The organism is Candidatus Comchoanobacter bicostacola (genome assembly GCF_024172705.1).
Lineage (GTDB): Bacteria > Pseudomonadota > Gammaproteobacteria > Comchoanobacterales > Comchoanobacteraceae > Comchoanobacter > Comchoanobacter bicostacola.
Genome location: NZ_CP092900.1, coordinates 390,824 through 402,756, shown reverse-complemented (window position 1 = coordinate 402,756; position 11,933 = coordinate 390,824). Strand labels below are relative to the sequence as shown.

13 protein-coding genes and 1 tRNA gene are annotated in these 11,933 nt (G+C 38.4%); 9 read left to right on the top strand and 5 right to left on the bottom strand.

The window, feature by feature from the left end; all coding sequences use genetic code 11:
• The first annotated feature begins 5 nt into the window (after positions 1 to 5).
• The 5 genes from MMH89_RS01945 to MMH89_RS01925 all read left to right on the top strand — a co-directional run bounded on the left by MMH89_RS01945 (position 6) and on the right by MMH89_RS01925 (position 4,320).
• A complete protein-coding gene (locus tag MMH89_RS01945; protein ID WP_258568697.1) occupies positions 6 to 659 on the top strand; it encodes a glutathione S-transferase N-terminal domain-containing protein in 654 nt (217 codons plus the stop codon).
• A gap of 35 nt (positions 660 to 694) precedes the next feature.
• The gene (locus tag MMH89_RS01940) at positions 695 to 1,834 is read left to right on the top strand and encodes a DNA recombination protein RmuC (RefSeq protein ID WP_258568696.1); all 1,140 of its coding nucleotides are present in this window, start codon (positions 695 to 697) and stop codon (positions 1,832 to 1,834) included.
• Positions 1,835 to 1,864: 30 nt separating this feature from the next.
• Positions 1,865 to 2,809 (top strand): hypothetical protein, encoded by a 945-nt coding sequence (locus MMH89_RS01935; protein WP_258568695.1) that lies wholly within the window; start codon positions 1,865 to 1,867, stop codon positions 2,807 to 2,809.
• Between the two features lie 73 nt (positions 2,810 to 2,882).
• The gene (locus tag MMH89_RS01930; protein WP_258568694.1) at positions 2,883 to 3,770 is read left to right on the top strand and encodes a hypothetical protein; all 888 of its coding nucleotides are present in this window, start codon (positions 2,883 to 2,885) and stop codon (positions 3,768 to 3,770) included.
• A complete protein-coding gene (locus MMH89_RS01925) occupies positions 3,697 to 4,320 on the top strand; it encodes a phosphoribosyltransferase (protein WP_258568693.1) in 624 nt (207 codons plus the stop codon). Before MMH89_RS01930 ends, MMH89_RS01925 begins: the two co-directional genes overlap by 74 nt.
• Position 4,321: 1 nt before the next feature.
• On the opposite strand, the gene MMH89_RS01920 is transcribed toward MMH89_RS01925, so the two are convergent.
• Positions 4,322 to 4,395, bottom strand: a tRNA-Arg gene (locus MMH89_RS01920).
• 62 nt (positions 4,396 to 4,457) lie between these two features.
• On the bottom strand, positions 4,458 to 5,675 hold the full coding sequence (locus MMH89_RS01915; protein ID WP_258568692.1) for an MFS transporter: 1,218 nt from the start codon (positions 5,673 to 5,675) through the stop codon (positions 4,458 to 4,460).
• Between the two features lie 87 nt (positions 5,676 to 5,762).
• On the opposite strand from MMH89_RS01915, the gene MMH89_RS01910 reads away from it, so the two are divergent.
• The 4 genes from MMH89_RS01910 to hemW are packed head-to-tail and all read left to right on the top strand — an operon-like array spanning position 5,763 to position 8,991.
• Positions 5,763 to 6,338, top strand: coding sequence for a glycerol-3-phosphate acyltransferase (locus tag MMH89_RS01910; protein ID WP_258568691.1), 576 nt, complete (start codon positions 5,763 to 5,765; stop codon positions 6,336 to 6,338).
• Entirely contained in the window at positions 6,320 to 7,315 is a 996-nt protein-coding gene (gene tsaD / locus MMH89_RS01905; protein ID WP_258568690.1) for a tRNA (adenosine(37)-N6)-threonylcarbamoyltransferase complex transferase subunit TsaD, read from the top strand. Before MMH89_RS01910 ends, tsaD begins: the two co-directional genes overlap by 19 nt.
• A 1-nt stretch (position 7,316) precedes the next feature.
• Positions 7,317 to 7,865, top strand: a complete 549-nt coding sequence (locus tag MMH89_RS01900; RefSeq protein WP_258568689.1) for a GNAT family N-acetyltransferase — start codon at positions 7,317 to 7,319, stop codon at positions 7,863 to 7,865.
• Complete coding sequence (gene hemW / locus MMH89_RS01895; RefSeq protein ID WP_258568688.1) at positions 7,849 to 8,991, top strand: radical SAM family heme chaperone HemW; 1,143 nt, start codon at positions 7,849 to 7,851, stop codon at positions 8,989 to 8,991. The genes MMH89_RS01900 and hemW overlap by 17 nt, the downstream gene beginning before the upstream one ends.
• Here hemW and MMH89_RS01890 read toward each other — a convergent pair.
• The 3 genes from MMH89_RS01890 to MMH89_RS01880 form a co-directional block, all read right to left on the bottom strand.
• Positions 8,975 to 9,637: a hypothetical protein gene (locus MMH89_RS01890; protein WP_258568687.1), complete on the bottom strand. Its 663-nt coding sequence runs from the start codon at positions 9,635 to 9,637 to the stop codon at positions 8,975 to 8,977. The two genes, hemW and MMH89_RS01890, sit on opposite strands and share 17 nt — an antisense overlap.
• A 4-nt stretch (positions 9,638 to 9,641) precedes the next feature.
• Entirely contained in the window at positions 9,642 to 10,391 is a 750-nt protein-coding gene (locus tag MMH89_RS01885) for a hypothetical protein (RefSeq protein ID WP_258568686.1), read from the bottom strand.
• Positions 10,392 to 10,637: 246 nt separating this feature from the next.
• Positions 10,638 to 11,930, bottom strand: a complete 1,293-nt coding sequence (locus tag MMH89_RS01880) for an alanine/glycine:cation symporter family protein (protein ID WP_258568685.1) — start codon at positions 11,928 to 11,930, stop codon at positions 10,638 to 10,640.
• Positions 11,931 to 11,933: the final 3 nt, after the last annotated feature.

Below are 11,933 nucleotides of genomic sequence, written 5' to 3'. Positions count from 1 at the left end.
TTAATATGCAAACACTCTATCAACTTTACTCACTTGCCACGCCTAATGGGCAAAAAGTATCGATATTACTTGAAGAACTACAACTAAGCTACGAAGCACACTTAATTGATATTAGCAAAGGTGGCCAGTTCACTCCTGAGTTCATTGCAATCAATCCCAACTCTAAGATTCCAGCACTTATTGACCCCACGGGTGATAAAGGAAAAAAGCTTTGCATTATGGAGTCAGGTGCAATACTTGTTTACCTGGCAGAAAAATACAAAAAATTCATATCCCCTGATCCTGCTACTCGCTCAAAAGAGCTTCAATGGCTCTTCTGGCAAATGGGAGGTGCAGGACCCATGTTTGGACAATTTGGCCATTTTACTGTTTATGCGGATAAAAAGCATGATCTCTCATATGGACAGCTACGATATAAAACTGAAGCTATTCGATTACTTACCGTACTTGATACCCAACTCAGCAAACACTCCTATGTAGCCAGTGATCAGCTTTCAATCGCAGACTTTGCTATTTTGCCTTGGATTACTTGTTTAGATGGATTTTATCATGCAAGAGAATCATTGGGATTGGATCAATTTAACCATATCAATCGATGGTGCACAGAGCTGCTTTCACGTAAAGGATTACAAAAAGGCATGACTATCTGTAGTAGATAAGCTAAACTGCAAGCCAGTTCATGCGCAGATAAAATATGTTTTTAGAAATACTCGCAATCACGTTATTGCTGTGTAATTTACTCGGATTACTGTGGATTAAACAGTCACAAAACCAAAACCTTGCACAAATAAAAAATATTGAAGCACAAATCCCAAAAGATACGCATACTCAAATTGATCATCTTTCAAAAACTGTTTCATTACAAAATACTCAGCTCAAAACAGAAGTGCTACAAAACTTACTTCAAACGCTCAAACATCAACATGACACTTCTGCTACCAACATTAAAAACTTAACCGAGTCCGTACATAACCGTCTTAATGAAATTAGTAACCGTGTAGATACAAAGCTACAAAAGAACTTTGATAAAAATACAGATGTTATACAAGATGTAATCAAAAGGTTAACACTTATTGACAAAGCACAAGAAAACATAACCGCATTATCAGAACAAGTCGTGGACCTACAAAAAATATTAACTGATAAATCATCCCGGGGTGCTTATGGAGAAGTTCAGCTGGAGCAATTGGTTGGCAATATAATCCCTCCTCAACACTATAAAATGCAGGCAACACTCTCGAATGGGAAACGTGTTGATTGCTTACTTCAACTTCCAAAACCATCAGGAAATATGGCAATTGATGCAAAGTTCCCTCTCGAAAACTTTCAAAAGTTATGCGCCAGTTCAAATGCACAGGATCAAAAATCGATTAGCACATTGTTTAAAAACGATATCAAAAAGCATATTGATGACATTAGTAATAAATATATTATTGCTGGTGATACTGCTGCAGGCGCTATTATGTTTATCCCCGCAGAGGCCGTCTTTGCACATATCCACGCCCATCTACCAGAAATAGTACAGTATGCTCAAAAACAGCATGTATGGTTATGCTCTCCCACCACACTAATGGCCGTATTAAACACCGCGCTAGGCGTTATTAAAGACCATGCTACTAAATCTCAAGTTGGCATTATCAAAAAACACCTTGTTGCACTTTCTGAAGACTTTAGCCGATTTGACAAACGCATGCACCAACTTGCTAGACACATTGACCAAGCGCATAATGATGTGGGCTTAATCCAAACCTCATCAAAGAAAATATCCCAAAGATTCAAGACGATAGAGGGGTGCGAATTGCCTTTAGAAGAAGAGTATGATACAATTACATAAATTATTTTTAGAAAAACACTGAAAAATATCATGGATACCAATAAAAAAGAAAAAAAGAAGATTAGCACAAAAGATATTATCTTTGTAGCACTACTCCTAGCATGCGTTGGTATGGCATACTTATTCCTACCCATCATTGCTTTTTATGTATTATTAGCAGCAGCAGGTGTCTCTCTAGTCGCCGCCCTATTACGAATGATCATACCTAGTTTAGTACACCTTGCAATAAACAACGCGAAAATAGGGTTCTATGGTCAATATATTTGGAACAGCATGGTTACTATCGGCATAATTACCATGCTGACATTACTCTCTCTAGGTATAGCGCCTATGGCCGTTCTCACGCCTATATTTTCTTTTCTAGCAGTTTCAAACCTGTTTGTAATCTCTAAGCTAGAGGTTGGGAGAATCATTCATCAACCCAATACTCAAGGTCTATTAAAAAAGCAATGGGATAGCACATTACAAAACCATGCCCTACCTCTTTTTATATCATTCATGCTGTTAACAACCCTGAGCTTTTTTGGCCCTATTCCTCAGCTTTTTTTACTGATATCTATCCTTGTTGAATCAATTACAATGCTATCACTAATGAGAAAAACCAATCAGTATCAAACCTATGATCAGCCCATCCACCCTATTTTCAAACTCAATTCACGCTTACAGTTCATTGCTCAATTATTATTTTCAGCTTTATGTGTAACAGGTATTTTTCTTGGTATTCCAGTATTTAAAGCATCACAACTAGGTTCTGAGTTACTGCACTTATTAAGACCCATATTATCGCGTCTTCATACTTTATACCGAATAATAACAAGTTCATTAATGATTGCACCACATCTATCGCGTCTAATCCCTAGCCACAAAATGAGAAATACGACACCACCCAATACCCAAATCGATACCGCATTGAAAACCGTCAGACTCAACCAACGTACTGCTAAGGTTAGAGAAGATCTGAAAAAACCTAAATAAGTTTATACTCTGTAATTGCATCGTCCTGCGCATTTTCATATAGTGTTTAAAGTATATGAAATAGGAAGTTTTAATGGACTATAGCTACATTACAGAAAAGATCAGTAAAGGCTTTGAGCACTTAATTGCGTCATCTGCTATCGGTTTTTTTCTAGCCCAAGGTTTTTTCAAAGTCATGAACATTGGACTTCAAGCATTATTTATACCAACAATTGCCTCCACACAGTTCATGTTGCTCTATGCACTCTATCTAACAAGTTCGTTACCTGGGAAGGTCCAAAACAATCTTAATCAGTCCACTAAACTCAGAATGATGACCTCAATCCGCCACCTATGGAGCAAACTGAAGTTGACCTTTGCAAATGTTATGAGCTTCTCCAAAACGATATGTACGTTTTCTATGGGCTACATCATACTCATATATTTAAAAATAAATCTACTTTTAGCAGCGCCCTCACTTGGGCTATTTATATTTGGTTATATATGGTGTTGTAGCCTTATTGGTCCTAATGCAGCTGATGTTATCTTCAATCCCTTTGTAATGATCATTAGTGCTGCGCATACTATGATGCAACAACTATTTACTGGCCATGTGCTGCTTATCTTTCAAATCGTTTCTATTTTCACTATCTTTGCTCTCTACTTCTATAAAGGTGAGCAAGCACATTCTACAAAGGTTTATAATGCCGCAAGTATTACAAACCTTATTGTATTACTCCTAAATAACTTAACATTCATATCAGTATTGACCCCTAAGATATTACCGATACTAGGCTACCTCAATTGTAATATTGGTCGTCTTGGGCAATCATTCACCACTATGTATACCAGTGGCTCCGTTATTCAAAATGCGCTGCCTGAACAGCAACCAGATAAAGGAGTAGATCATGTTCGTGAACCGAAAGGAAGCAGGAAAACAGATACAGCGGACAATTTGCCCAGAACTCTCACTCCCCCTTGATATCATCGTTGCAATTCCCCGAGGTGGTGTTGAAATAGCACACCCGATTGCCTTGCAGCAAAAAAAGCCAATAGACCTTATTTTCCCAAGAAAATTGAGAACGCCTCAAAACCCTGAGTATGCTTTTGGAGCAATCATGGATAAAGATACCTATTATTTAAATCATGAGACGATTGAGCGCTTATCAATTACGCAAAGCTATATTAAATCTGAAATCCAGCATCAACTACTGGAGATAGATAGACGAAAAAAACAATTTCAGACGCAACATCAAAACTTCAATAATCAATCAATCCTTCTGGTAGATGATGGCATTGCAACTGGATACACGATGCTAGCTGCCGCAAATTATTTGTCCAAATATACTGATAATTTGGTGATTGCTGTACCTGTAGCCTCTCAACACGCATACCTTAAGCTCAAAGATATCTGTAGGATAGAAGCCTTGATCATTGATGAAAACCTAACTTCTGTTGGGGCATATTACCAATCATTCCCACAAACTGAAGATTCAGAGGTAATCAAGTTACTCAATGATATTAAAGATTAAGCGCGCCCGGAAGGATTCGAACCTCCGACCACCTGGTTCGTAGCCAGGTACTCTATCCAGCTGAGCTACGGGCGCGAGCAAGTTGATTGTACATTAGCATTTAACATTTCGCAAGTTTTTCAATTAAACAGCACTTATCAGGTCTTGCTTTCTTCAGTAATCTGCTCAATTTCTTCAACAATATGCTCAATAAGGCCTCTCTTACCCAGATGTAAAATAGCATGCAAGAAAAGCACTATAAATAATAGCTTAAACCAAAACGTAGGCATTGCATCTACCTGACCATTATGGGCAACAGACATCCCGTGAGCAGATGTAGCAATAAACACATAGTTTAAAAAGCTCAGTATAGAGGCTTTAGTGCCTATGTTTGTTGTATAAGGTTCTAAAGCTAGTGTATAAGTATTACCAATAATCAAACCAACCGCAACCATCACAAGATATGCCAGTAATAAAGCAATATACAGCATATAACCCTCAGCAGCAAAAAACATCATTAGGTACGCAAAACAAAGCGTAGTACAAACTGCACCCACAACACCTATTGTAATCACTCGTTTTATCGGGAAATAAGCTAATAAATACCTAGATAGCCGGCCCCCTATAAACCAAGAAGCAGCAACACCAATAAAGCAGTATGTGAATAAATCTTTTGACATACCTAAGCCTTCTATAAACAAAAATGGAGCCTCAGAAAAAAAGCTAAACCCAATACCACACGACAAACCAATCATTGCTGCATAACACCAAATACGTATATCGACTAAACTTTCAATAATGATATCCATTGAGACGGGGGAAGGCTCATGAACAGGCTCTGGCTGGTAACTTAGTATAACCAAAGCACATGCATAGATAATCAATGGAATATAAATCATCTGCCAACTAGAGGCATACTCAACCATACTACTCATAATAGGTCCTAAAGCCGGGCCTGCGGATAAAGCCATTGAAATATTAGCTTGCATCCGCGCACGTTCTTTGCCTTGAAATAATAATCGGTTAACAACAATGACAACAATTGTACATACACTTCCCCCAAATCCTTGCAGCATTCGAGCAAACAGTAAAAATCCAATAGAAGGCGCCTTCCAGCACAATAAGCATGCACCGATGTAAAATATTAAACCCGATCTAAATATATTTAAAGCAGGATACATATCGATTAAAATACCCCAAAATAAAACGCCTAACGCATACCCTATTAGGTAATAAGAAAACACCTGTTCTGCATACCCCACTGAAACACTATATTCGTTAGCAATTAACAAAACATAGGGTGAGAAAACGCTTTCAGACATTTGTGGCAGCACAACTGCGGCCAATAAAAACAAGACTAACCAATAACTTTTCATATCTAAAATAATTATTTTATCGATACATATTACTACAAACACCACATTTTGTCAAAGTCATCATTTACTCCCCACAAGCAAAGTGCTATGATTAATCGAGTTAAATATACAAATAGCATGGGCTTATTCTTAGAATCACTTCTTTTATATCTCTTAGGCTCAATACCCTTTGGCCCAATCATTTGTTATGCTTCTAATCTAAAACCCCCCAACACATATGGCTCTCAAAATATTGGAGCAACGAATGTTGCAAGGCAAAACGCTCTCGCTGGTGTACTAACGTTTATTTTTGATTTTTTAAAGAGCTTTATCCCACTACTCTTCATAGCTAAAAATCCAATCACTATATTTATGCCACTACTCGGGCACTGCTACTCACCCTTTTGCAAATTCAAAGGGGGCAAAGGTGTTGCAACTGGCTTAGGTATACTAGCAGCCTGCTATCCAAACTACGCTCTTTTTGGTTTTAGTATTTGGGTCATTAGCTATTTATCAACACAAACCCCAGGACTGTCAAGTATCGCTACCTGCTCATTTCTAATAATCACTGGGCTTTGGTATTCAGAAATTATGGTTAGTCTTTGTGCATTATTTATTCTTACTCGCCACAAAGATAATTTTCAAAAAATACAGGTGTCCGAGATATGGAACCCATTGTTTTAGGCATTGAAACATCATGTGATGAAACAGCAGTTGCTATTTACTCCAAAGGCAAGCTGCTAGCAAATATTATCCATAGTCAAGAACAACACAATGAATACGGAGGGGTTGTCCCTGAACTCGCTGCCCGTGAGCACTTAACACTACTACCCCTTGTGCTAAACAAAGCCTTAAAAGAAGCAAGAATAACACCTGATCAACTAACCCACATAGCCTGCACAAGCGGGCCTGGGCTTATAGGCGCTTTACTCGTTGGCACCAACTTTGCATCAGGATTTGCTAAAGGTTTAAATATTCCATTGATACCTATTAATCATTTAGAGGCCCATCTAGCGGCACCATTTATTGGAGAAGCGTTCCCGAACGAACCCTTTATTACATTACTTATCTCTGGTGGACACACTCAGATTATTTTAACGCATCAACTAGGCCAACATCAGCTATTGGGTGAAACCCTAGATGATGCCGCCGGCGAGGCTTTTGATAAAACAGCTAAGATTCTGGGCCTTAGTTACCCTGGGGGCCCAGAAATAGAACAACTTGCTCAAACAACTGAAACAGCATACCCACTCCCAAGAGCTCTTCTGAGACGTAAAGACTGCATGATGAGTTTTAGTGGTGTTAAAACAGCAGCTAGACAGGCCTATGAAAACGCCCCCTCAGAAGCATTAAAAGCCGAGATAGCTAACGGATTACAACAGTGTATCGCTGAACAGCTGTATAGAAAACTAGCCCTTGCACTTGATGAGCACCCTGTAAACAAGCTTATTGTATCTGGCGGAGTAAGTGCTAATAGCTATATCCGAAACCGACTGTCACAATCTAATGTTGCACAAGTCTTATACCCAGAAAAAGAGCATTGTACCGACAATGCTGCAATGATTGCATATCTTGGCTACCTTCGCCGAAACTCTCATGAACCATTTTTAGTCCGTGCGCGTTGGCCGCTCGAATCTTTAACCCCTCCTAATAAGGCTTAAAATGACAGTAGGTAAACACATACTTAACAAACAAGGATTCCATCTCAGAGCATTTAACATAACAGACTCTGAGGCATTATTTGAGCTTTTAAATCACCCAGAGATCTCACCTTACGTCCCTATTGAAATATTACCTAAAAATGTGTTTGACAGCATTCGACACATCCAAAAAAGAAAGCAACTCTACTCAAGAAATGAAGGTGCATATTGGGCAATATGCGACCCACATGGCTCACTCATTGGCACTGCTGGCTTTGACAGCTGGAGTTCAATTAATAATCGATATGAAATTGCATTTGAATTACACCCACGCTTTCAAGGACAAGGTCTAATGACTTTATCCCTAAAGTATATTACAGAATTTGGACTAAAAACATTAAAGGCTACACGTATCCAAGCACTCACTTTAACACACAATCACCCGTCAATGCGTGTACTTACCCGTGTTGGTTTTCAAAAAGAAGGCGTATTAAGAAAGTACCGAATGTTTAATGGCAAACCTACAGACATTGCAATGTTTAGCATCACTCAAAATGACATACAACAATAACAAACCTCTAAGCCTTTATATTCATCTCCCATGGTGTGTTAAAAAGTGTCCCTACTGTGATTTTAACGCGCACCCAGTTAAAGGTGAAATACCTAAAGAAAACTATATTAATCACTTAATTGAAGATTTAAACAGTCACTCAGAATTGCTACATAATCGGTATATTCAATCCATCTTTATTGGCGGAGGAACGCCTAGTTTATTTACAGCACAAGAGCTTTCACCATTACTCAGTGCAATTAGAGCATTCCCTCATGATCCTGACATGGAGGTCACCATTGAAGTTAATCCTGGCGTCATTGACCTCAAGCAATTTTCTGGCTACTACGCAATTGGCATTAATCGTATTTCTATTGGAGGGCAAAGCTTTTGTGATGATATGCTAAGCAACCTCGGTCGCGTACACTCAGGCATTATGACACATTGGGCAATCCGTGAGGCTAAATCCTGTGGGTTTGAACGTATTAATCTTGATATTATGTATGCACTACCCCACCAAACGCTTGATCAAGCACTCTACGACCTAGAGACCTTTTTATCATATGAGCTTGAACATTTATCATGGTACCAGCTTAATATCGAGCCTAATACATTATTTGCGGCTAAACAACCGATACTACCCAAAGAGCATTTAATAACTACCATAGAAGAGCTTGGCACTGAACTATTGCATACCCATAGCTATCAGCAATATGAAATCTCTGCTTGGACAAAAAATAAACGATCAACCCATAATACAAACTATTGGCACTTTGGAGATTACTTGGGTATTGGATGTGGTGCACATAGTAAAATAACACATACTCACCCTTTTAATATCCAGCGTCTTATCAAACATAAACACCCTAAAGCATACATGACAGACACCAAAATCCAATTAGATCAATTTGTACCTGAGTCAGAAAGACTACTTGAGCTGGCAATCGGCTACTTTAGAACCCGAGATAAGCTTTCGTTCACTGACTTCAAAGAAAAGACCGGGCTCAATGAGCATTATTTAAAAAGCGCGCTTAATCAAGCCTTTGAACTCAAACTCGTTGAATACGGAGATGATTACATTCAAACGACCAAGAAAGGTTGGCTAAACTTCAATGATATCTGCCTATCTCTTAGTGAGCAATCTTAATACCAAACCCCTTTTCATCACCTTCAGATCGCATCCTCTCTGGTATTACTACTTGACTCTCAAGACCTAATTCAACTGCGCGTTGTGCAAATGTTTGGCCTGTTAGAACACACACTTGCTTCCAATGTTTTTGATCTTGATTTCCTGATAAGACCTGGGCTTTAGTGACACCGATATTCCAACGAATGTTCATAGCACACTGGTAGAGATGATTAGTTACATCACTCTTTGAAAGATTCTTATACAATACCTGACTCAGACGACCTAGAGACAATTTCAAATCCCTAGGAAACGCAATATTGCTAATCGTAAAATTAATATAGCACATCTTAAACAAATTAAGAGAACGCTTAAGATATGACTCATAGGTCATTTTCTGGCATTTTTCAGTAGTATCTATCTCTGCCCAGTAAGCTCTTAACAACCCCTCAACACGTACTAGCTTGCCATTTCTCTTCTCCGCATGAGTCCTCATATTAGTCAACAAAGGTACATACTCACTGTAAATTTTAATCTTCTTCTTATCATTAGCAGACTCATCATCAGGCGTTCCCTTATCGTAGTGCCTTCTACCTATAAAAACAGCGCCTAAAATAACTGATGCAAGCACACATATGCCCACGACTACCATCCATATATTTAACATTATATTACACTCCGTACCTAAAAAAACCTTCATCCTTTAAAATATCATCATGCTTCTGTTTCAAGTCATCCTCCATACTTAACATAGCTTCATATCCACCCCCACCTTTATTAGCCAACACGCAAAACATCTTGCCAGTCAGTAGGTCTCTTGATGCTAATACAGCTTCTAGATTAGCGCATGTAGACAATGATCCAGTCACTTCATTGATTTTATCATCCGTATAAACTGTCCAGCGTTCATCACTTAGAAATTTATTGTTTCTATGGTTTTCTCTAGCTAAATCAGATTTAAAAGTAAAATTAAAATCTCTACACGCCACACACACTGCCTGCTTCATTGCGTCAGTCACATCAGATGAGGTTGAGCGAATCAACTGTGAGCTATATTTTAACGTTGAAATCCCATTCTGCACATACTGCGCATAGCTAAAATTCTCAGACATAGGTGCGCCATTTCCTGGCATGTACTTATTTTTAATACGCACCATCTCATTGTGTAGATCTCCATCAATGCCCTCGTATGGTGTCGCTCGAACATAAAGGCTAATACACATGTAAAAGAGATCCTTAAATGTTGTTGCTAAGGTATCAAACTGATCCTGCTCTAAGCGTATTTGCTCCATATTTATGACTTGTTCCTTACGCGTGGTATATTTATCTCTAATCCTAGGGATCACTATGACTATAGCCACCAATGAGAACGAGACTAATGCTACGAGACCTAGCCAAGCAAACCAAGGTATTGCAAACATAAAGAACCTCCCTATTAAACTATGTTCTCTTAACCTAACAATTTACCTTTCATTAATCAATTGACTTTTACTAACACAAATATTTTCGGCCTATGATAGGGCTGAAAAAAGTTTATACTACGAGTCATATTGTTATGTCACAAACTCAAAAAGAGTAGCAGTTACCTAAACAAACTCTGGTTGAACCCGCTTGCGAGCAAAACATAAATGACGTAGTACAGTAAATAATTCGAAAATCTAACCCAACTACATTGATAACGTGTAACGCTTTTTATAAATAGCGAGTAAATTAAGAATCAACATGAGTGCACCGCAAATATTCATCACTAATAGCGCATAACCTTCATCCAAGTATGAAAATGTTGTGAACGCACACAATGCATAAAAATAATAAACATAACGACCATAACGCTCAGAAATATAGTCTGCACAACACAACCCAACGTGAAAGAACGCAACAATTGTCGAATAACCCAGCATAAAGATGAAGAGCGGCATGAACACATTAACAGCAGGGAAGTATTCTGCTAAAACATACATAACCTTCTGGGAATCTGGAATATCTAATACCCATGTATCCGTGACTAATATTAATAGAATGCTCAAAGTACACACCACAAATGTATCTAAGAATATCCCAAGATAGGTGAATCGAGCTTGCTGCTCAGGATGGTCCTCATGGGCTTGAGCACAAACTACACCTGCATACCCCACCCCAATGTCACCGGTATAGCAAGCACGTTTTACACCTTGAGATAAAGCTAAAACTACTGTACTACCTGCAAATGCACCTATAGGAGCATGTCCCTTAAAGGCAGATTGTATGATCATGAGTAGCATTTGCGGGATTAATTGATAATTAATAGCAATAATCCATAAAGACATAAATAAAAATACAGCAACGAATACTGGAATTAAAATACTACATAGCTCACCGACTCTTTTTGCCCCGCCCTGCACTGCATAAATCACTAAAGCAAGTAGCGCTGCCACCACATAATTAATCTGAATAGCCCAAGTGTTTGATATCGTTTGCACCACCACTTTAAACATATAAACCTCAATACCGTAAATAGCTAATAATACTGCAAAAAGCGTTCCTAAAGCTGGGGCTAATGAATGACTAATATAATACATTGGCCCACCATTATAACCACCCTTTGAATCTATAACTCTAGATTTCATACTCAGCGAAACTTCAGCATACTTTACAGTCATTCCAATAAGCGCAGTAATCCACATCCAAAATAATGCACCAGGCCCACCAATTCTAACCGCAGTACATACTGCAACTAAATTACCAACACCAATACACCCACCCATGGTCGTAAAAAAAGCTTGTACGGGATGTATACCTTCCGAGCGTTCACTAGACTGAGTGTAACAACAGTCCCAAAATTCTTTAAATATTTTTGGAAACTCAGTAATTTGTTTAAAACCATATCGATAAGATAAATAAAATCCCATAAGCATAATTGCAGGAATCGCAATATATGCCCATAAAAAATCATCGATAAACGTTAAATATGCTGAGTTCATGTC